Origin of the sequence: Mesorhizobium sp. WSM4906 (assembly GCF_029674625.1) — a bacterium.
Classification (GTDB): Bacteria; Pseudomonadota; Alphaproteobacteria; order Rhizobiales; family Rhizobiaceae; genus Mesorhizobium.
Genome location: NZ_CP121355.1, coordinates 1,057,936 through 1,077,979, shown reverse-complemented (window position 1 = coordinate 1,077,979; position 20,044 = coordinate 1,057,936). Strand labels below are relative to the sequence as shown.

Annotated in this window: 17 protein-coding genes; 7 read left to right on the top strand and 10 right to left on the bottom strand. The window is 65.8% G+C overall.

Annotated elements, in window-relative coordinates; genetic code table 11:
• Window positions 1-251: 251 nt before the first annotated feature.
• On the bottom strand, window positions 252-1,274 hold the full coding sequence (locus QAZ22_RS05130) for an IS110 family transposase (protein WP_278201928.1): 1,023 nt from the start codon (window positions 1,272-1,274) through the stop codon (window positions 252-254).
• A 268-nt stretch (window positions 1,275-1,542) separates the two neighbouring features.
• The gene (locus QAZ22_RS05125; RefSeq protein WP_278205916.1) at window positions 1,543-3,615 is read right to left on the bottom strand and encodes a 3-hydroxyacyl-CoA dehydrogenase NAD-binding domain-containing protein; all 2,073 of its coding nucleotides are present in this window, start codon (window positions 3,613-3,615) and stop codon (window positions 1,543-1,545) included.
• A gap of 235 nt (window positions 3,616-3,850) precedes the next feature.
• Between QAZ22_RS05125 and QAZ22_RS05120 the strand changes: the two genes are divergently transcribed.
• Complete coding sequence (locus QAZ22_RS05120; protein WP_278205915.1) at window positions 3,851-4,450, top strand: TetR/AcrR family transcriptional regulator; 600 nt, start codon at window positions 3,851-3,853, stop codon at window positions 4,448-4,450.
• Window positions 4,451-4,468: 18 nt separating this feature from the next.
• On the opposite strand, the gene QAZ22_RS05115 is transcribed toward QAZ22_RS05120, so the two are convergent.
• The 8 genes from QAZ22_RS05115 to QAZ22_RS05080 all read right to left on the bottom strand — a co-directional run bounded on the left by QAZ22_RS05115 (window position 4,469) and on the right by QAZ22_RS05080 (window position 12,281).
• Window positions 4,469-5,416 carry an ABC transporter permease gene (locus QAZ22_RS05115; RefSeq protein WP_278205914.1) on the bottom strand — a complete coding sequence of 316 codons (948 nt, stop codon included), beginning with the start codon at window positions 5,414-5,416 and terminating at the stop codon, window positions 4,469-4,471.
• 3 nt (window positions 5,417-5,419) lie between these two features.
• Window positions 5,420-6,397 carry an ABC transporter permease gene (locus QAZ22_RS05110; protein ID WP_278205913.1) on the bottom strand — a complete coding sequence of 326 codons (978 nt, stop codon included), beginning with the start codon at window positions 6,395-6,397 and terminating at the stop codon, window positions 5,420-5,422.
• 1 nt (window position 6,398) lies between these two features.
• Window positions 6,399-7,862 (bottom strand): sugar ABC transporter ATP-binding protein, encoded by a 1,464-nt coding sequence (locus QAZ22_RS05105; protein ID WP_278205912.1) that lies wholly within the window; start codon window positions 7,860-7,862, stop codon window positions 6,399-6,401.
• Window positions 7,863-7,908: 46 nt separating this feature from the next.
• A complete protein-coding gene (locus tag QAZ22_RS05100) occupies window positions 7,909-8,925 on the bottom strand; it encodes an ABC transporter substrate-binding protein (protein WP_278205911.1) in 1,017 nt (338 codons plus the stop codon).
• 101 nt (window positions 8,926-9,026) lie between these two features.
• Complete coding sequence (locus tag QAZ22_RS05095) at window positions 9,027-9,917, bottom strand: SMP-30/gluconolactonase/LRE family protein (protein WP_278205909.1); 891 nt, start codon at window positions 9,915-9,917, stop codon at window positions 9,027-9,029.
• Entirely contained in the window at window positions 9,917-10,111 is a 195-nt protein-coding gene (locus QAZ22_RS05090; protein ID WP_278205908.1) for a 4-oxalocrotonate tautomerase family protein, read from the bottom strand. The genes QAZ22_RS05095 and QAZ22_RS05090 overlap by 1 nt, the downstream gene beginning before the upstream one ends.
• Window positions 10,112-10,263: 152 nt before the next feature.
• Window positions 10,264-11,004, bottom strand: coding sequence for a response regulator transcription factor (locus tag QAZ22_RS05085; RefSeq protein WP_278205907.1), 741 nt, complete (start codon window positions 11,002-11,004; stop codon window positions 10,264-10,266).
• Window positions 11,004-12,281, bottom strand: a complete 1,278-nt coding sequence (locus tag QAZ22_RS05080) for a GAF domain-containing protein (RefSeq protein WP_278205906.1) — start codon at window positions 12,279-12,281, stop codon at window positions 11,004-11,006. The genes QAZ22_RS05085 and QAZ22_RS05080 overlap by 1 nt, the downstream gene beginning before the upstream one ends.
• A 225-nt stretch (window positions 12,282-12,506) precedes the next feature.
• On the opposite strand from QAZ22_RS05080, the gene QAZ22_RS05075 reads away from it, so the two are divergent.
• The 6 genes from QAZ22_RS05075 to QAZ22_RS05050 all read left to right on the top strand — a co-directional run bounded on the left by QAZ22_RS05075 (window position 12,507) and on the right by QAZ22_RS05050 (window position 20,028).
• Window positions 12,507-14,924, top strand: coding sequence for a glucan 1,4-alpha-glucosidase (locus tag QAZ22_RS05075; RefSeq protein WP_278205904.1), 2,418 nt, complete (start codon window positions 12,507-12,509; stop codon window positions 14,922-14,924).
• A 31-nt stretch (window positions 14,925-14,955) separates the two neighbouring features.
• The gene (gnd, locus tag QAZ22_RS05070) at window positions 14,956-15,969 is read left to right on the top strand and encodes a phosphogluconate dehydrogenase (NAD(+)-dependent, decarboxylating) (RefSeq protein ID WP_278205902.1); all 1,014 of its coding nucleotides are present in this window, start codon (window positions 14,956-14,958) and stop codon (window positions 15,967-15,969) included.
• A gap of 13 nt (window positions 15,970-15,982) precedes the next feature.
• The gene (zwf, locus tag QAZ22_RS05065; RefSeq protein ID WP_278205901.1) at window positions 15,983-17,359 is read left to right on the top strand and encodes a glucose-6-phosphate dehydrogenase; all 1,377 of its coding nucleotides are present in this window, start codon (window positions 15,983-15,985) and stop codon (window positions 17,357-17,359) included.
• 14 nt (window positions 17,360-17,373) lie between these two features.
• The gene (locus tag QAZ22_RS05060) at window positions 17,374-18,078 is read left to right on the top strand and encodes an ROK family protein (RefSeq protein ID WP_278205900.1); all 705 of its coding nucleotides are present in this window, start codon (window positions 17,374-17,376) and stop codon (window positions 18,076-18,078) included.
• A 194-nt stretch (window positions 18,079-18,272) separates the two neighbouring features.
• Window positions 18,273-18,734: a MucR family transcriptional regulator gene (locus QAZ22_RS05055; protein WP_278205899.1), complete on the top strand. Its 462-nt coding sequence runs from the start codon at window positions 18,273-18,275 to the stop codon at window positions 18,732-18,734.
• 193 nt (window positions 18,735-18,927) lie between these two features.
• A complete protein-coding gene (locus tag QAZ22_RS05050) occupies window positions 18,928-20,028 on the top strand; it encodes an aminotransferase class I/II-fold pyridoxal phosphate-dependent enzyme (protein WP_278205898.1) in 1,101 nt (366 codons plus the stop codon).
• Window positions 20,029-20,044: the final 16 nt, after the last annotated feature.

The following is a 20,044-nucleotide window of genomic DNA, read 5'->3' as shown; positions in this document are numbered from 1 at the left end:
GTATGGACGGCCCCTTTTGGGCAAGAGGCAAAATGGCAACGACGGCGCAGGTCTGGAGCGGTCATGTATTCGGCCTTTAGTGCGGTCGATTTCGAAGACCGCTGGCCCGCAAGGGTTACGCGGATCGAGTTCCAATCATTCTAGCGCGCTTTGTATCGCGATGACGAAGGCGGAGTGTCTCGACCCAGGTCCTGACCATTTTGCCGTGCTGCTTTTTGCTCCTTACGCTTGTTGAGGGCCTCGATTTGCGTTTATGCCGCAGTCGGCGCCCTGTATTCCTGTCCCGATTGCAGCATTGCCCAGATGATGCGGGCGGTCTTGGCCGCCTGGGCGACGACGGCGACCTTGACCGGCCGCCTGGCCAGCAGGCCGCGAACCCAGGGTGAGCCCTTGTCGGGTTTGGCCCTGACCTGGCGCAACCAGGAACTGGCGCCCAGAATGAGCAGCCTTCGCAGGTCCCTGTCGCCGGCGCGGCTGATATGGCCCGTCAAGCTGTGCTTGCCGCCGGTGTCATGGCTCTTGCGGGTCAGGCCCAGCCAGGCGGCGAAGTCCCTGGCCGAAGCGAACTGGCGGCCATCGCCGATGGTGGCGACGGCTGCATGCGCGATGATCGGGCCGACGCTCGGGATCGTCGTCAGCCGCAAGGCCGCTCGCTGCTGCCTGACCTGAGCCAGGATCTGCTTGTCCAGCTTGCCGATCTCGCCATCCAGCGCCCGCCATTGCCCGGCCAGAGGCGCCAGACAGATCAACAGCGCCGCGGGAATGGCTTCATCGGCTGCCTCGATGCGCTGCAGCAGGGCCTCGATGCCTGCGGCCCCCTTGGCACCTATCAGACCCATCTCATAGAGCTGCCCACGCATGGCGTTGGCCAGTTGCGTGCGCTGGCGCACCAGAAGGTCACGTGTGCGATGCAGCGCTCGGGCCCATTGCTGTTCGACCGTCTTGATCGGCACGAAGCGCATGTCGGGCCGGCTCACCGCTTCGCAACAGCCTTGCGCATCGCGGGCATCGTTCTTGTTGCGCGCAACATAGGGCTTCACATAGGCCGGCGGCATCAGCTTGACCTCGTGGCCGAGCGCGCTCAGCGTGCGGGCCCAATGATGGGCCGAGCCGCACGCCTCCATGCCGATCAGCGCCGGCGGCTGCGCGGCGAAGAACTTCTCCACCTGCGCGCGCCGCAGCTGGCGCTGCACCACCACCTGCCCGGCTGCATCCACGCCGTGCACCTGAAACACGTTCTTGGCCAAATCGATTCCAAATCTGATAGCTTGCATGACGGACGGTCTCCTCCGCTGGGTTCCAACACGACCAGTTTGGCACATTCGATGCCGCAAGGGGCCGTCCACCCATCATTCTATGGCGGAGCAAGGAGCGAAGCGACGCGCGCAGACCATAGAATCCATGCCGTGAGGCCCGAGAGCCACGGCGGCGCAGAACGATCGGCGGCTGTGCCATCGCTTGTTCTGGACCGTGGCATTCTTAGTTGGATGGAACGGCATGGATTCCAGGGTCTACGCTTCGCTTCGCCCTGGAATGACGAAATTATCGAGCATCGCCCACTTCCCAGCGCCCCGTCTCGGCAAACCGCCTCAACAGCGGCGCCGGCTCGAAAATCGCCCGGCCTGTCTTTGCATGCCGATGCTCCAGCCGCTCGACGATCTTTGCCGCCCCTTCGAGCCCGGCCCAGAACATCGGCCCGCCCTTGCCGACCGGGAAGCCATAGCCATTGACCCAGACGACATCGATGTCGGATGCCCGCGCGGCGATGCCTTCCTCGAGGATCTTCGCCCCCTCGTTGACCAGCGGATAGAGCGTGCGCTCGATGATCTCCTCCGCGCCGATGGCGCGCGGCGCGATACCGCGGTCGGCCGCCTTGGCGCGGATCAGCGCCTCGACGTCCGGATCCGCAATCGGCTCGCGCGAGCCACTTTCGTAGCGATACCAGCCGCGCCCGGTCTTTTGGCCGAAGCGGCCCTGCTCGCACAGCGTATCGGCGATCGCCGCCGTCTGGCCGCGCGCCTTGCGGTTGCGCCAGCCGATGTCGAGGCCGGCAAGGTCGCCCATCTGGAACGGTCCCATCGGCCAGCCGAAATCGGTGAAGGCCTTGTCGACCTGGCCGGGTGTCGCGCCTTCGAGCAGCAGGAACTCGTTCTCGGCGCCGCGCGCGGCCAGCATGCGATTGCCGACGAAACCGTGGCAGACGCCGACGACCACCGCCACCTTGCCGATGCGTCGCGCCAGATCGGCAACGGTTGCCAGTGCGTCGGGCGCCGTCTTTTCGGCCCGCACGATCTCCAGCAGCTTCATGACATTGGCCGGCGAGAAGAAATGCATGCCGAGCACGTCTTGCGGCCGCGAGGTCGAGGCGGCGATTGCATTGACGTCGAGGTAGGAGGTGTTGGTTGCAAGGATGGCGCCGGGCTTGGCGACCGTGTCGAGCCTGCCGAACACCTCCTTCTTCACCGCCATGTCCTCGAACACGGCCTCGATGATCAGATCGCAGTCGCCAAGGTCGGCGTAATCGGTGCTGCCCCTGAACAGGTCGAGCCGCTGCTGTTTCGCCTCTTCGCTCAGTGAACCGCGGCCGACCGAGACGGCGTAGTTCTTCTCGATCGTCGCCAGCCCGCGCCGCAGCGCCTCGGCGCTCGTCTCCAGCAAGGTCACCGGAAAACCGCCATTGGCGAGGGCCATGGCGATGCCGCCGCCCATCGTGCCGGCGCCGACGATGCCGACGCGGGCAATCCCGCGCTTTTGCAGATCCTTGCCGGGCACCTTTGCCGCCTCGCGCTCGGCGAAGAACAGATGCCGCTGCGCCCGCGACTGGTCGCCCGAAACGAGTTTTGCAAAGAGCTGCCGCTCCGCGGCCAGCGCTTCGTCGAAAGGCAAGGTGATCGCGTTGCGCACCGCCTCGGCGCAGGCAAGCGGCGCGTCCAGCCCGCGCGCCTTTTTGGCGAGGCCCGCCGCCTGCGCGTCGAAGAAAGCAGGATCGGTTTCGGCAAGGCGGCCATTGCGGTCGCGAACCGGCACCAGCGGTCCACTTCGATCAGCCATTTCGCCAGCGAAACGAACTGTCCGCGCCAGCAGATCATCGTCGAAAACGGCGTCGACGAGACCCGCCGCCTCTGCTTCGCCGGCTGGAATCGGCGTACCCGAAACGATCATGTCGAGCGCTTTTGCCGCGCCTACCAGGCGCGGCAAGCGCACGGTGCCGCCGCCACCCGGCAGCAGGCCGAGCTTCACTTCCGGCAGGCCGAGCCTGGCGCCTCGGTCGGCGATGCGGAAATGGCAGCCGAGCGCCAGTTCCAGCCCGCCGCCCAGCGCCGTGCCGTGGATGGCGGCTATGGTCGGCTTGGCGATCGTCTCCAGCAAAGCGATGATGGCGCGCAGCTCCGGCTGCTCGACCGGCTTGCCGAATTCGGTGATGTCGGCCCCGGCGACAAAGGTGCGTCCGGCGCAGGCGATGACGATGGCCTTGGTGGCGGGGTCGTCGCGCAGCGCCATGAGCGCCTCGTGAAGCGGCTTGCGGACGTTAAAACTCAGCGCATTGACCGGCGGATTATCGATCGTCACCACGGCGACGCCGTTCTCGTTTGCAACGCTGACGAAATTGGACAAACGGAACCTCCCCAGACGGCTGCGACACGCAAGGTTTACTCGGCCGCACCATGAATGGGTACACGAACCGCCCTTCGCCCAGCAGTTCGGAAACTAGCGCTGGCGCGCGACCTAAATCGCTATGCCTAAATCGCAATGTCTGCTGGCACAGCATGCAACAGCAGGATATATGAGGATAGTCTCCGGTCCAATATGAAGACAGCCTCAGGTTCAAAACATGAGGACAGCTTCGAGAATGGCAGTTGCGACTGTGCCGCAGCCGCGCGCGCCGCAGCAAAGAAGAGGCCATGATCGTGTTGCCGCCCTGATGGCGAGCGCGGCGGAGCTGTTCGTCGAGAAGGGCTTCGACGCCACGACGATGACCGAGATCGCCGTCAGAGCGGGGGCTGCCATCGGCACGCTCTATCTGTTCTTTCCGACCAAGGAGGCGGTTGCGCAGGCGGTTCTGATGGCGCAGGCGGAAGAGCTTTCGGGACAGCTCTATGCGCTGCGCGAACAAACCGAGGGGATGCACGCGGCAACGATTGCGGACCAGCTCTTCGCGCTGCTAGGCACCTTCATGGCCACGCATCCGGTCTATTCGGCACTGCTCGACCTGCCGGGCGACGATCGATGGCGGCGTGCGATGCGCGCTCGTCGCCGCGGCCAGATCGCCGCCTTGTTTGCGCAGGCTTATCCGCCTTTGCCGGCGGGACAGGCCGAGCGGCTGGCGGTGATCGTGCCGCAGCTGATGCGCATCCCGCTGGCGCTGATCGGCGAGAAACGCCTGCGCGACGGCGTGCTGGACGAACTGCGGCTGATGCTGAACAGGCATCTGGAGGCCGGAGATGGCTGATGGCGAAGGTGGGTGTGCTTAACGCACGGCCCTTTCGCCACCCGCCGCCGTGATCACGCCGACGATGATCAGCCCGGTCAGCACCAGCCGCACGCCGGCGCTGACGCCGAAGGTGTTGAGCATGGTCAAGAGCAGCACAAGGAACAGGCCGGCGCCCCAGACGCCCGGCACATTGGCCTTGCCGCCGGCGACCGACGTGCCGCCGATGACGACGACGGCGATCGAGGCGAGCAGATATTCGTTGCCGATATCGACGTTGGCGCCGCGGAAATAGCCGGCGAGCAGCGCGCCGTCGATGCCGCCCAGCGCCCCGCATAGCGTGTAGGTGAGGAAGCGGATGCGGCCGACATCGACGCCGGCCAGCCAGGCGGCGCGGATGTTCTGGCCGATAGCCAGCACCGAGCGGCCATAGATCATGCGCTGCAGCGCGAGTGCCGCGCCGACGGTAAACAGCACCGTCAGCATCGCCAGCACCGGAATGCCGAGGACTTGCCAGTTGGTGAAATCGGCGAAGCCCGGCGGCGGCTTGATCTGCAGGCCGCGACCATAGCTGATGTCGACCGACTGGATGATGAAGCTCGCCGACAGCGTCGCGATGATCGGCGGGATGCGCAGCGCCCAGATCAGCAGATAGTTGATGGCGCCGATGGCCGCGCCGCAGGCGAGCGCGGCGAGCAACCCGACGACGATCATGGAATCGCTGCCGCCCATCACCTTCATCGCGACCGCGCTCGCCAATCCGATATTGGCCGGCAGCGACAGGTCGACATTGCCGGGCCCCAGCGTGATGACGAACATCTGGCCGACGCCGACGATGACGGTGAAGACGGCCAGCGAAAGCGCCGCCGTGACCATGCCGCCGGCGCCGTAGCCGCCGGTGAAGGTAACGGTCGCCACCCACACCACGACAGCGCCGACAAAGGACCAGAGCCAGGGTTTTTCGAGCAGCATGCGCAGCGATGCCATGGCTTACCTCTCCCTGCGGCTGATCAGCACCCGCGCCGCCAGCACGATGATCAGGATCGCGCCGTTGGCGGCGACCTGCCAGTCGGGCGGGATATGCATGAAGGTCAGCAGCGGCGAGGCGGCCAGCGCCAGCGTCAGCGCGCCGATGACCGCGCCGATCGGCGACACGCGCCCGCCGACGAACTCGCCGCCTCCCAGAATGACGCCGGCGATCGACAGCAGCGTGTAGCCGTTGCCGATGTTGGCGTCGGCCGAGGTAGTGATGCCGATCAGCGCCATCCCCGACAGCGCGCCGAACAGGCCGGTCAGCGCGAAGAGCACGATCTTGGTTCTGAGCAGCGACCAGCCGGCGCGCCTCAGCGCCGCGGCGTTGCCGCCGGAGCCGCGCAGGATGACGCCATAGGAGGTGCGCATCAGGCCGAAATGCACGACCGCGGCGATGATCAGCGCCGCCAGGATCGGGAAGGGGATGTAGGGCGGCTTGAAGGACATGACCGCCAGCAGCCAGTCGGGCGCCTTGCCGCCGGGCTTGGGCAGGATGAGGATGGCGAGCCCCTGCCAGACGAAGCTCATGCCGAGCGTCACCACGATCGAGGGCAGGTTGCGCAGATGGATCAGCGCGCCGAGCAGCGCATAGACGGCGATCGAGCCAAGAAGCACAACGACGCCGATGAGTGGTGCGTCCCTGAGCCAGGTTGCGGTGACGCAGCCGACGAAGCCGACGAAGGTGCCGATCGACAGGTCGAGCTCGTTGCCGGCGATGACGAACATCTGCGCGATCGTCGCCAGCGCGATCGGGATCGCCAGGTTGAGCATCAGGTTGAAGCCGAAATAGCTGATGGCGCGCGGGTTGAGCCAGGCGATCGCGATCAGCACCAGCGCCAGCGACAGCGCCGGCAACAGGCCGCGCAGCAGGCGCGCCCGCGCGGCGCTGCCGCGTGGTGAGGCTTTCGGGAGCGTGCCGGGAGCGATCGCCGTCATCTCAGGCCGCGTCGCCGAACGAGGACTGGATGATCTTTTCCTCCGTCAGCTCGTCGCGGCCGAGATTGGCCACGATCCGCCCGTTCTTGAAGACATAGACGTGGTCGCAATTGTCGAGCTCTTCGGTTTCGGTCGTGTACCAGAGGAAGGTGCGGCCCTTGGCGGCTTCCTCGCGCACCAGGTCGTAGACTTCGAGCTTGGTGCCGATATCGACGCCGCGCATCGGATCGTCCATCAGCACGATCTCGGCGTCGGAACCGAGCGCGCGGGCAAACAGCGCCTTCTGCTGATTGCCGCCCGACAGCGAATAGATGTTGTTGTTCATGTCCGGCGTGCGGATGCCGATCTTCCTCTTCCAGAACTCGGCAAGCTCGGCCTCGCGCTGCGGCGAGATCAGCAGGCCGTTGCGCAGGCGCTGAAGCGAACGGATGCCGATGTTCTGCGCGATCGACCATTGCGCGAAGATACCGTCCGACTGGCGGTCGCCGGCGACCAGCGCCACCGGCGCGGTCACCTCGATGCCGGCCCTGGCGCGTGAAGCCGCCGCGAAGATTGCGAGCAGCAGGTCGGTCTGACCATGACCGGCTAGACCGGCAAGGCCGATGATCTCGCCCGCGCGGGCGACAAGTTCCTTGCCGTCCTGCTGCCGCGCCGGACGCGCCCGCACCCTGAGCGCGCCGGCCTCGGTCTTGCGGGTCTCGGCGGCGGCCTTCTGATGTCCCTCGGCGCCGCCCATGGCGGCGACCAGCTTGTCGCGGTCGAAAGCGCTTGCGGCATCGGCGGCGACGACCTTGCCGTCGCGCATCACGACGATGCGGTCGGCGTTCTGCAGCACTTCGCCCAGCACATGCGAGATCAGGATGCAGCTGCCGCCCGCGGCGACGAAGCGGCGCACGAAGGATAGCAGCTGCCCAGCGGTGTGCGCATCGAGCGACGAGGTCGGCTCGTCGAGGATGACCAGGTGCAGCGGCTCGCGGGTCAGCGTGAAGGCGCGCGCCACCTCGACCATCTGCCGCCGCCCGATCGAGAGGTCACCGGCAATGTCGTCCGCCGAGATGCCGTGGCCGGGAAAGATCTCGTCGAGCTTGGCCTGGATGAGAGCGGCGGCCTTGCGCAGCCAGCCGAGGCCGGCGAGCGAGGGATGGTTGATGCGGGTGTTCTCGGCGACGCTGAGATTGGGGCAGAGCGACAGTTCCTGGAAGACGCAGCGAATGCCGAGCTCGAGCGCGCGCGCCACGGAATAGCTCGTTTCCTGATTGCCGCGAACGGCGATCTGCCCGCCGTCCGGCCGCAGCGTGCCCGCCACCATATGCATCAGCGTCGACTTGCCGGCGCCGTTGTGACCGACCAGCCCGACGCATTCGCCGGCGCCGACATGGAAGTCGACGCCGTTGAGCGCCCGGACGGCGCCGAAATGTTTCTCGGCGCCGTCCAGCCTGACAATATCTGCAATAGCCTGAAGCATCCTCAACGATATCCGGTTGGCGATGCGGCTGGCAACGTTTCCGCCGCTATTGCTTGATATTGGCCTTGATGGCCGCGATGGACTCTTCCTGCGTGTATTCGTGGGTGGCGACGCCGCCTTCCTTGATCTTCGGCAGCGCGGCCTCGAAATCGTCCTGGGTGAAGGCAAGATAGGGCACCAGGAGATCGTGCGGAATGTCCTTGCGTCCGTCGAGCACCTGCTGCGCCACCCAGAAGGCGAGCGTCGACACGCCGGGCGCGATAGAGGCCGACCAGGTCTTGTAGCCGTCCTTCTCCTTCTGCTCCTTCCACCACTTCAGCTCGTCCTGGCGGTTGCCCATGATGATGGTCGGGCGCGGCTTGTTGGCGGCGGCGAAGGCTTGCGCCGCGCCGTAACCGTCGCCGCCCTGGTCGACGATGCCGACGACGTCGGGGAGCGACGGCAGGATGGTCGCCACCGCCTTCTGCGCCGTGGTCTGGTCCCAGTCTCCGGTGACCGAGCCGACGATCTTGAACTCGGGATGGGCGGCGACGCCCTCGAGGATGCCGGCATGGATGGCATCGTCGATCGAGGTGCCGGCAAGGCCGCGGATCTCCAGCAGATTGCCGCCCTTGGGCTGGAACTTTGCCATCTGCTCGACTTCCTGCTTGCCCATGTCCTTGAAGTCGACGACGACGCGATAGGCGCAGGGCTCGGTGACGATGCCGTCGAAGGAGACGACGACGATGCCGGCATCGCAGGCCTGCTTGATGGCGCCGTTGAGAGCGTCCGGCGAGGCGGCGTTGATGACGATGGCGTCATAGCCCTGCAGGATCAGGTTCTGCACCTGAGCCGCCTGGGTCGGCACCTCCTTGTCGGCGGTGGTGAAGACGTCCGCCGCCGCCACCACCTTGTCGTCGACCGCCTTCTTGGTGACGATGCCGTAGCTGTCGAGCATCGCCTGGCGCCACGAATTGCCGGCGTAATTGTTGGAGAAGGCGATCTTCTTGCCGCTCGTGTCGGCAAGCGCCGTGCCCGAGGCGAGCATGGCTGCAAGGGCGCTCAAGACCAGTAATTTCTTCATGTCATTTCCTCCCAGATGTTGACTGCTGCATGTCCATCGGCTCCTCCGAGCCGGCTTCACTCCAATACGATCCGCGCCCGATTCGATCCGGCGCCCCCGGCTCAAAACAGCCTCAGTCCCGGCACGCGCACCCTCAGCCGGTAGAGCGACGTCGAAGCGGTGATGTAGAGGCTCCTCAGGTCGTCGTCGCCGAAGGTGAAGTTCGCACAGTCTTCAGGCGTTGGAATGACGCCGAGAAGATCGCCGGACGCATCGAAGACATGGATGCCGCCGGGGCCGGTGCAATAGAGATTGCCCCGGCTGTCGATCTTCATCCCGTCCGGCGCGCCCGGCCCGTCGCCTTCCGTCACCGCCCACACCGCGCCGCCATTGAGGTCGCCATTGGCTTCCACGCCGAACACCCTGATGTGGCCGCGCTCGGTATCGTTGACGAAGAGCCGCGATTCATCGAGCGAGAAGCAGAGGCCGTTGGGCTGCGCGAAATCGTCGGCCAGCAGCGTCAGGCGCGCGCCGTCGCCGTCGATGCGGTAGACGCCCTGGTGGGCCAAATCCTGCGGTCTCGGCACTCCATAGAACTTCGCCCGGCCGTAAGTCGGATCGGTGAAATAGATCGAGCCCCCGGTGGCCACCACAATGTCGTTCGGGCTGTTGAGCTGCTTGTCCCGGTAATGGGTGGCGAGTACCGTCGTCGCGCCGTTCGGTTCGGCGCGGGTGACACGGCTGGTCGCGTGCTCGCAGGTCACCAGCCGCCCCTGCCGGTCGAGCGTGTTGCCGTTGGCCATGTGGCTCGGATTGCGGAACAGCTCGATCTCACCCGACGTGCCGAGCCGATACATGCGGCTTTGCGGAATGTCGGAAAAGACCAGCCATTTCTCGTAAGGATGCCATACCGGCCCCTCGATGAAGCCGTAACCGGTGGCGAGCCGCTCCATCGCCGCGTTGCCGACGACGTCGTCAAAGCCGGAATGGCGGGCGCGCGCCTGGATCGACATCACGGACTCTTGGGTTCCCGCACCGGCTTGCCGGCGACGAACCAGTCGCTGCCCGGCACGTCTTCGATCACCACCCAGATCGCTTCCTTGGGCAGCTCGGCGATCTCGCTGATCGCCTCGGTGACGCGGCGCGAGATCTCGTTCTTGCGCTTTTGCGAATGACCCTCGAGTATCCGTATGCTGACGAACGGCATGGCGCTTCCCCGGGATTTTGTTTGCCCGATATTTTCTTCTTGTCAGACAAAAGCCTAGTCGGGACATGAGCGAGGCGATAGCGGTCTAAGCGCATCGCCGACTGTGGTTTTGCACAGTCGGTCGCTTCGGGCGCTTTCCGGACTCGGCGCGATCAGTGATCCTGCAGCGGCGTCGCCTGCGCGAGCCAGGCGTCGAGCTGCTCCTGTTCGCGCCGCAGCGCGTCGATGTTGATCAGGCCGCGCGCCATGGCGAGATAGATCGCGCGGGTGCGCGAATTGAAGACCGACGCTTCGCCCGCGCCCTCCTCCGGCGGCACGATGCCGAGCTTGTCGTAGACATGCTTGATGCGGCTCTGCGCGCCGCGGATCGACAGCCCGCGCCGGGCCGCGATCGCCCGGTCGGTGAGGCCGAGCGCGATGTCGATCAGGCTTTCATACTCGCCGTCGGTGATGCCTTCGAACCGGTCCTGGACGCGGTGCTGGATGCCGCGGATCTCGCGGTCGATGATGCAATGCCCCTCGCGGAAGACGCCGCGCAGCGCCGAGCGCATGCCTTCTTCGGTGGCCGATTTCAGCACATAGCCATAGACCGATCCCGGCGGCACGATGCGCGCCACGCCCCGCACATAGGCCTCGTCGGCGAAATTCGACCAGAACAGGATATGCGTGCCGGCGCGCCGGCTCCAGATGGCACGAGCCACCTCGATGCCGGTCGCCTTGGGCAGCTGCAGGTCGAGCACGACATGCGGCGGCTGCCGCTCGGCCGCCAGGTTGATGGCGTCTTCGCCGTCGCCGGCTTCGATCACCTCGACGTCGCCCGGCCACAATTGCTCGACGGTGCGCCGCGCGAAGGTGCGGTGCAGGCCGTCGTTTTCCGCGATCATCACCAACATCAGAACGCCTCCGCCACCGGCTTATCCTCGTTCGCCGCGGCGCCGCGCGCCGAAACCTCGCTCGCCGCGGGCTCGCGGTCGATCTCGATGACGACCCGCGTGCCGCCCTTGCGGCTGGCCGGCTCGAAACGCAGCCGCGCCCCGACAAGTGCCGCCCGCGTATGCATGTGGCCGATGCCGCCTTGGGCGGCAGGATCGACCGCGCCGCAGCCATGCCCGTCATCGGTGACGGTCACGCTGAACGTGGTTGCTGTCGAAGCCAGCTGCACCTCGATGCGGCTCGGTTCGGCATGGCGCACCGCGTTGTTGATGGCTTCCTGCACGATCCGGTAGAGCGCCGTCCGCAGCGTTTCCGACAGGCTGTCGGCGCTGCCGTCGCTGGTGTCGGCGATGCGCACCGCGATCGGCGGCTTGGCCCTGGCGACGCTGCGGTTGAGATGCGCCTCGACCGCATCGCGCAGGCCGAACAGTTCGAGCACGCTCGGCCGCATGTCGTCGACTATATGGCGCAGCTCCGCCAGGCAGCCCGCGACCTCCTGCTCGAGATCGGCAAGCTGGGCCGTCCGCGCCACGCCCCGGCTGCGGAAGGCCGAGACCTGGCGCGCGATGCGGGCGAGGTCGGCGAGCGTCTGGTCGTGCAGGTCCATCGCCATGCGGCGGCGTTCGCGCTCCATGCCGGCGGTCAGCTGCGAGGCACCGACCCTGAGCAGCTCCGCCCGGTTGCGCGCCTCGCTTTCGGCGAGCATGGCGCGGCGCGCTTCCTCGGTTTGGATCAGCGCGAAGATATAGGGTGCGATGAGATCGGCGCATTGCTGGGCGACGTCGACGTCCGCCTGCGTGTAGCAGCCGGCCTCGTGCCGGCTGATATTGAGCGCGCCGACCACGCTGCCGCGCGCCCTGAGCGGCACGATGATGCGGCTGCGCAGCTTGGCGGCGAAGATCGGCCCGTCGAACGCGCCCTCGAAGTGGAAGCGGTCGTCGACAAGCGCATTGTCGGACAACAGATAAGGCGTCTCGCCCCGCAGCACGCGACGGATCGGGCTGCCCTCGACCGGATGCTGCGCCAGATCGCTCCAGCTGGTATGGAAACCGGCCTCGTAGCAGGCATGCATGCGCCCATCGAGCGACAGCACCGCCAGATCGATATGGTCGTGCGGGATGAGCGTGCCGATTTCGATCGCCGTCGCCCGGAATGCCGAGCCCGGATCGATATGCCCGGCCAAAGCCCGCGAGATCGCGAGCAGCCGGTCGATCAGCTGGGGAGATACCTCCGACATGTCTCCTCCCTTGCCGCCGGATGAATGCCGCGGAAAGGCACGCCATGCCCATACGGCACGGCTGTAAGCCTTGTTTCCCGCATTCCTCCCTGCTTGCAAAATAGTGAGCGCTTGACGGTGCCCCTGTCAACGACGGCTGACGCGACGGTGACGAGATCAACTTCAGGTGCGACGATTGAAAAGCCGCCGGCTCCTGGTCTAGGAACGATGGCAGGAGGCCAGTTGATGGCAGTGACGCCGACCGTTGCTCAGGGCGCCCCAGGAATACCCGCGCGCTGGACGTCGAGCGCCAAGAGCGGCGTCGGCACAGCGCTTTCGGCGAGGAGCCCGCTCTGGTTCACCATCAGCCACGGCATATTGAACGAGATCTATTATCCGCGCCTCGACAGCGCCTGCACGCGCGACATGGGGCTGATGGTCACCGGCCCTGGCGGCTCCTTCTCGGAAGAGAAGCGCGATACGCTGCACGTGATCGAGCCCTTCGAGAGCGGCGTGCCGGCCTACCGCCTGGCCAACACGGCGGTCGATGGTTCCTACCGGCTGGAAAAGCGCATCGTTACGGATACGAAACGCCCCGTCCTGCTGCAGGAAATCACCTTCGCGGCGCTCAAAGGCTCGGCTTCGGACTACCGCGTCTACGCGCTGCTCGCGCCGCACCTCGTCAATGCCGGCATGGGCAACATGGCCTGGGTCGGCGAGCATAAGGGAGAGCGCATTCTCTTTGCGTCAGGTCGCGGCGTTTCGGTCGCGCTTGCCGCCTCGCTGCCCTGGGGCGCCTGCTCGGCCGGCTATGTCGGCGTCTCCGACGGCTGGCAGCAGCTCCGCAACGGCGGCGCGCTCGACCCGGCCTGCCAGCGGGCGGGGGACGGCAATGTGGCGCTGACCGGCGAGATCGGCTTCTCGGCAGGCACCGGCACGGCCTTGCTGGCGCTTGGCTTCGGCGCCTGGCCGGAAGAGGCGGCGGAGATCGCGCTGGCAAGTTTGGAGGACGGCTTCGAGGCTGCCGCGGAAACCTATGTCGCCAACTGGCGGAAATTCCAGGCCGGCCTGGAAAAGCTCGACCGGCAGGCCGCCTCTGGCATCAACAGCTACCGTGTCGGCACCGCGGTGCTCGCCTCGCATCTGTCGATCGCCAGGCCCGGAGCGGCCGTCGCCAGTCTTTCGATCCCCTGGGGGTTCAACAAGGGCGACGACGATCTCGGCGGCTATCATCTGGTCTGGCCGCGCGACCTTGTCGAGACGGCGGGCGGCTTCCTCGCCGCCGGTGACGCCAGGCAGGCGCTCGAGATCCTGACCTATCTCCGCTCGATCCAGCAGCCGGACGGTCATTGGCCGCAAAATTGCTGGTCGAGCGGAACGCCCTATTGGCCAGGCATCCAGATGGATGAATGCGCATTTCCGCTGCTGCTCGCCGATGCCCTTCGCCGCGCTGGCCATCTGCCGCGCGCGAAGCTCGGCGAGTTCCTGTCCATGATCGAAAGCGCTGCCTCCTATGTCGCGCGCAACGGCCCGGTCACCGGCGAGGACCGGTGGGAGGAGGACGCCGGCTACAGCCCGTTCACGCTGGCCGTGGAGATCGCGGCGCTGCTCGCCGCAGCCGACATGCTCGACGCTTGCGAGAAAAATGAGCCGGCAAACTATCTCCGCGAGACCGCCGACTGCTGGAACGGGGAGATCGAGCGCTGGACCTATGTCACAGGCACCGAGCTCTGCGCCAGGGAACGCATCGATGGCTACTATGTCCGCATCGCGCCGCCCGACGCTGCCGGCGCCGCTTCGCCCAAGGACGGCTTCGTGCCGATCAAGAACCGGCCGCCCGGCGAGGGCGACAGGCCGGCCGAGGCCATCATAAGCCCCGACGCCCTGGCGCTGGTCCGCTTCGGCCTGAGAGCCGCCGACGATCCGCGCATCCTGAGCACCGTCAAGGCAATCGACGCCACGCTGCGCTGCGCTCTGCCGCAAGGTCCGCTCTGGTACCGCTACACCGGCGACGGCTATGGCGAGCACGAGGACGGCTGGCCTTTCGACGGCACCGGCCAAGGCCGGCCATGGCCGCTGCTCACGGGCGAACGCGCCCATTACGAGCTGGCCGCGGGGCGGGCCGACAAGGCGGCCGAACTGCTCGATACCTTCGAGCGCTCGGCGGGTGTGGGCGGACTTCTGCCGGAGCAGGTCTGGGACAAACCCGACATAGCGGAGCGCGAATTGCGGCTCGGCGCGCCTTCCGGCAGCGCCATGCCGCTGGTCTGGGCGCATGCCGAGCACGTCAAGCTGTTGCGCTCGCTGCGTGACGGCGCGGTCTTCGACCTGCCGCCGCAAGGCGTCGAGCGCTACATCAAGGGCAAGACAGTGTCGCCCTTCAGGATCTGGCGCTTCAACAACAAGATCCGCTCCATCCCCGCCGGCAAGGTGCTGCGCGTCGAGCTCGCCGCCCGCGGCGTGGTCCGCTGGAGCAGCGACAAATGGCTGACGGTGCATGACGACAAGACGGCCGAAAACGCCTTCGGCGTCCATCTGGTCGACCTGGCCGTCGCCGGTTTACAGGCGGGATCGACGATCGTCTTCACTTTTTTCTGGCCCGAAGCCAGCCGCTGGGAGAATGTCGACTTCACCGTCGGCATCGATCTTTCGGACAGCCAGTAAGATTCTTTCCTCAAGCTATTAGGATGACACCATGCAGATCGGAATGATGGGACTGGGCAGGATGGGCGCCAACATGGTGCGGCGCCTGATGCGCGACGGCCACGAATGCGTCGTCTACGACATCAATTCGGCAAGCGTCGCCGGCATGGTCAAGGACGGCGCCATCGGCGCCGCCTCGCTGGAGGAGTTCGTCGCCAAGCTTGCCAAGCCGCGCTGCGCCTGGCTGATGCTGCCGGCCGCGATCACCGGCAGGATCGTCGACCAGGTGGCGGCGCTCATGGAGCCTGGCGACATCATCATCGATGGCGGCAATTCCTATTACCATGACGCCGTCGACCAGGCCGCGAAGCTTGCCACCAAAGGCATCAGCTTTGTCGATGTCGGCACCAGCGGCGGCGTCTGGGGGCTGGAACGCGGCTACTGCCTGATGATCGGCGGGCCTGATGAAGCGGTGAAACACCTCGATACGGTCTTCGCCACGCTGGCGCCTGGCGCCGACTCGGGCTCCAACCCGCCGAAGGACGCCGGAACCGCGGCGTTCGGCTATCTGCATTGCGGTCCGAGCGGCGCCGGCCATTTCGTCAAGATGGTTCACAACGGCATCGAATACGGCGTCATGGCCGCCTATGCCGAGGGCATCAACATCCTGAAATCGGCCAACGCCGGCAAACGCGACCGGACGGCGGACGCGGAAACCAGCCCGCTCGAAAATCCGCAATATTACCAGTTCGACATCGATCTGCCCGCCGTGGCCGAGGTCTGGCGGCATGGCAGCGTCATCGGCTCCTGGCTGCTCGATCTCACCGCCGGCGCGCTGAAGAATGATCCGACGCTCGCCCAGTTCGGCGGTCGCGTCTCCGATTCCGGCGAGGGCCGCTGGACGCTCAAGGCGGCGATCGACACCGGCGTTCCGGCGCCGGTGCTCTCCTCGGCGCTGTTCGACCGCTTCTCCTCGCAGGGTGAATCCGCTTTTGCCGACAAGCTTTTGTCCGCCATGCGCTATGCCTTCGGCGGCCATGTCGAGAAGCCGAAGACCGGCGCGTGAGGGGAGAGGCGGCATGAGCCAGGAGAGGTCCGACACGCTGGTGCTTTTCGGGGCGACCGGCGACCTTGCGCACAAGAAGATATTTCCGGCGCTGTACCATATGGTCGCCAAGGGGACGTTGTCCGAGCCGGTGATCGGCGTCGCCTTCGACCCCTGGGACGTTGGCAAGCTGGTGGACCGTGCCCGCGACGGCATCGTCAATACGCTGGGCGCCGTCGACGACAAGGTGTTCGCCAAGCTCGCCTCGCTGCTGCGCTATGTCAGCGGCGACTATCGAGACCCGGCCACCTTCGAGAGATTGAAGACCGCGCTCGGCCCTGCGCAGCATCCGCTGCACTACATGGCCGTCCCTCCGACCATGTTCGAGACCGTCGTCCAGGGGCTGGAGCAGTCCGGCACCGCGCGCGGCGCGCGGCTGATGATCGAAAAGCCGTTCGGCCACGACCTGCAGTCGGCGCGCTGGCTGAACCGCGTGCTGCATCTGGTGTTCGACGAGCAGTCGATCTTCCGCATCGACCATTATCTCGGCAAGGAAGCGATCCAGAACCTGCTCTATTTCCGCTTCGCCAATTCCTTCCTCGAGCCGATCTGGAATCGCAATTTCGTCGAGAGCGTGCAGATCACCATGGCCGAGGATTTCGGCATCGAAGGGCGCGGCAAATTCTATGACGATGTCGGCTGCATCCGTGACGTCATCGAGAACCATCTGCTCAACATCCTTTTGCTTTTAGCCATGGAGCCGCCAGTCGGCCGCTCGGCCGACGACCTGATCGACGAGAAGGTGCAGGTGCTCCGCGCCATCCGCACGTTGACCAAGGACGATGTCGTGCGCGGCCAGTTCGACGGCTATCTGGCGGAGCCCGGCGTGCGGCCGAACTCCCCGGTCGAGACCTTCGCCGCCGTGCGTTTCTTCGTCGACACCTGGCGCTGGCGGGACGTTCCCTTCTTCATTCGCGCCGGAAAGAACATGCCGGTGCACGCCACCGAAGTGATCGTGCGGATGAAGCGGCCGCCCCTCGACGTCTTCGACCCGATCAAGCCGGGCGATGCCAACTATGTCCGTTTCCGCATTGACCCGCAGGTGGCGATCTCGATCGGCGCGCAGCGCAAGATCGCCGGCGACGACATGGTCGGCGAGCAGGTCGAGCTCACCGCGCTCGACGACACCAAGGGCGACATGCCTCCCTACGAGCGGCTGATCGGCGACGCGATGAACGGCAACGGCCAGCTCTTCACGCGCCAGGACGCGGCCGAGCTCGCCTGGCGCATCGTCGGCCCCGTGCTTGGCGACACCACGCCGCCGCAAATCTACGAGCCGAAGAGCTGGGGACCGGCTGACGCCATGAACGGCTTCGGCCCGCCCAACGGCTGGATCAACCCGACGAAATAATTCGGAGGCAACGGATGGCGAAAGCAACAAAACCGGCCGCGGCAGCAAACGAGCAGATCGTGCTCACCATCGACGTCGGCGGCTCTCGCGTGAAGATCCTCACCAGCGCCGGCGGCGAGGTGCGCCGCACCGAGTCAGGGCCGGGCCTGACGCCCGAGCAGGTCGTCGCGTCGGTGAAGAAATTGGCCGAGGGGCTGGACTACGACGTCATTTCGATGGGCTATCCCGGCCCGGTCAAGGACAACAAGCCTTCGCTCGATCCCTTCAATCTCGGCAAGGGCTGGAACGGCTACGATTTCGCCGCCGCTTTCGGCAAGCCGGTCAAGGTCGTCAATGACGCGCTGCTGCAGGCGATCGGCAGCTACGAGGGCGGCCGCATGCTGTTCCTCGGCCTGGGAACGGGCCTGGGCGCGGCAATGATCCTCGACCATGTCGGCCAGCCGATGGAGCTTGCCCATCTTCCCTACAAGAAAGGTTGCAGCTTCGAGGACTATGTCGGCGAACGCGGACTGGTGAAGCACGGCAAGAAAAAATGGCGCAAATACGTTTTCGACGTCGTAAACAGGCTTCGTGCCGCCTTGCAGCCCGACTATGTGGTTATCGGCGGCGGCAACGTCGAAAAACTCGATGAATTGCCGGAAAAATCCAGGCGTGGCGACAACACCCGCGCCTTCGAAGGCGGATTTCGACTATGGCGCGACAAGGCGCTGATCGTCTGATATTATTTCATTCCAGTATAGTTGTTCAAAATAACGTGTAACCGCGCGACTGATCGTTGCGCTGGTCAGATTTGCCGACTAGGAATTCGCCGGCCTGCCGCATGTTGCGTCGCCTGGACGCAGAAAAGGGATGCGGCAACGCCTCGATATATATCCTGATTTTCGGAACCATGCGGCATAGACGGAGGAATGACGTGGACGAGGACACCAACACACCGAAGGCGGCCGACCTGCTCGAGCTGACCGCTCATATTGTATCGGCCTATGTCGCGAAGAACAGCCTGCCCGTAGCAGGTCTGAGCGAGCTCATTGCCAGCGTCGCCGCCTCGATCGGCGGACTTGCTCAGCCGCAGGCACCGGCCGCGCCACCGCCCACCCCCGCGGTCAATCCCCGCCGCTCGGTGACACCCGACTACATCATCTGCCTCGAGGACGGGAAGAAGTTCAAATCGCTGAAACGCCACATCGGCGTTCATTTCGGGCTGACGCCGGAAGCCTACCGCACCAAATGGGGGTTGCCGGCAGACTACCCGATGGTCGCCCCCAACTATGCGGCCTCGCGCTCGGAGCTCGCCAAGTCGATCGGCCTCGGCCGCAAGGCGGAAGCAGCGCCCGCCAGGCCTGCCAGGGGAAGAAGGGCGAAAGCCACCGCCTGAAGCAGAACCTGCCTCCGCCGCTGCGTCGGCGCAATTCCAGGAAAAGTGCGTAACGGTTGGGCTCGGCGCCTTCGCCGCAGCCTTCCGCCCAGGGATTGCCTGAAACGATGGTTGAGAAGCCTGCCGGCGAATGCGCCTTGGCAGGCTTCTCACTTTTATGGCTTGGATAGGCCGAACAATTGGGGAGCAGGCCATGAACTACGCAAGGATGGTGATCGAGAAGGAAGCGCCGGAGGAATACGGCTACGACCGGATCCGCTACAATCTCTCCGAAAGCTCGATCGCCGACCGGAAGTTCTCCGACATCGGGCTGTCGCTGCCCGATCTCACCCTGTTCTACGGCGAGCATCGCGGCGACAAGGAACTGCGCGCGCTGATCGCCGGCCAGGACGAAGGGCTGTCCCCTGACGACGTGCTGGTGACCGCGGGCGCCGCCGGCGCGCTGTTCATCATCGCCACCTCGCTGCTTTCGGCCGACGACCATCTCGTCGTCGTGCGGCCGAATTACGCCACCAACATCGAGACGCCCAAGGCAATCGGCTGCGCCATCGGCTATGTCGATCTCGATTTCGACAGCGGCTTCGCGATCGACGTCGAACGCGTCGCGGCAGCCGTGCGGCCGAACACCAGGCTGATCAGCGTCACCTGCCCGCACAACCCGACCGGCACGATGATGAGCCGCGCCGATCTCGACGCGCTGGTCGCGCTTGCCGAGGGCTGCAAATGCCGCCTGCTGGTCGACGAGACCTATCGCGATCTGTCCTATGGCGAGCGGCTGCCCTCGGCGGCATCGCTCAGTCCCGCCGCCATCGGCGTCTCCTCCCTGTCCAAGGCCTTCGGCATCCCGGGCATCCGCATCGGCTGGCTGGTCACCAGGGACAAGGCGCTGCAGGAGACTTTCCTCGCCGCCAAGGAGCAGATCGGCATCTGCGGCAGCGTCATCGACGAGGCGATCGCCCGCGCCGTGCTGGAACGCCGCGACGCGTTCCTCAAGTCGCTGCTGCCGGACATGGCGAAACGCCGCGACATCGTCCAGGCCTGGATCGACGGCGAGCCGCTGGTCGACTGGGTGCGGCCGCAGGGCGGTGTCGTCGGCTTTCCGCGGCTGAACGTCGACGCCGGCTTCGACCTCGACCGCTTCTACGCCAGGCTCCTCGAAGATCACGGTACCTATGTCGGCCCCGGCCACTGGTTCGAAATGCCGAAGCGCTTCTTCCGCGTCGGCTTCGGCTGGCCGAAGGAGGCGGAGCTGCGCGGCGGACTGGAGGCCATCTCGGTCGCGTTGAGAGGCTGAGCCCTTTCCGTCGCGA

Bases quoted from the DNA above. Each gene is read 5' to 3' on its own strand.
- QAZ22_RS05130 (WP_278201928.1), bottom strand. From the start codon at position 1,274: ATGCAAGCTATCAGATTTGGAATCGATTTGGCCAAGAACGTGTTTCAG.
- QAZ22_RS05120 (WP_278205915.1), top strand. From the start codon at position 3,851: ATGGCAGTTGCGACTGTGCCGCAGCCGCGCGCGCCGCAGCAAAGAAGA.
- QAZ22_RS05115 (WP_278205914.1), bottom strand. From the start codon at position 5,416: ATGGCATCGCTGCGCATGCTGCTCGAAAAACCCTGGCTCTGGTCCTTT.
- QAZ22_RS05110 (WP_278205913.1), bottom strand. From the start codon at position 6,397: ATGACGGCGATCGCTCCCGGCACGCTCCCGAAAGCCTCACCACGCGGC.
- QAZ22_RS05105 (WP_278205912.1), bottom strand. From the start codon at position 7,862: ATGCTTCAGGCTATTGCAGATATTGTCAGGCTGGACGGCGCCGAGAAA.
- QAZ22_RS05100 (WP_278205911.1), bottom strand. From the start codon at position 8,925: ATGAAGAAATTACTGGTCTTGAGCGCCCTTGCAGCCATGCTCGCCTCG.
- QAZ22_RS05095 (WP_278205909.1), bottom strand. From the start codon at position 9,917: ATGTCGATCCAGGCGCGCGCCCGCCATTCCGGCTTTGACGACGTCGTC.
- QAZ22_RS05090 (WP_278205908.1), bottom strand. From the start codon at position 10,111: ATGCCGTTCGTCAGCATACGGATACTCGAGGGTCATTCGCAAAAGCGC.
- QAZ22_RS05085 (WP_278205907.1), bottom strand. From the start codon at position 11,004: ATGTTGGTGATGATCGCGGAAAACGACGGCCTGCACCGCACCTTCGCG.
- QAZ22_RS05080 (WP_278205906.1), bottom strand. From the start codon at position 12,281: ATGTCGGAGGTATCTCCCCAGCTGATCGACCGGCTGCTCGCGATCTCG.
- QAZ22_RS05075 (WP_278205904.1), top strand. From the start codon at position 12,507: ATGGCAGTGACGCCGACCGTTGCTCAGGGCGCCCCAGGAATACCCGCG.
- gnd (WP_278205902.1), top strand. From the start codon at position 14,956: ATGCAGATCGGAATGATGGGACTGGGCAGGATGGGCGCCAACATGGTG.
- zwf (WP_278205901.1), top strand. From the start codon at position 15,983: ATGAGCCAGGAGAGGTCCGACACGCTGGTGCTTTTCGGGGCGACCGGC.
- QAZ22_RS05060 (WP_278205900.1), top strand. From the start codon at position 17,374: ATGGCGAAAGCAACAAAACCGGCCGCGGCAGCAAACGAGCAGATCGTG.
- QAZ22_RS05050 (WP_278205898.1), top strand. From the start codon at position 18,928: ATGAACTACGCAAGGATGGTGATCGAGAAGGAAGCGCCGGAGGAATAC.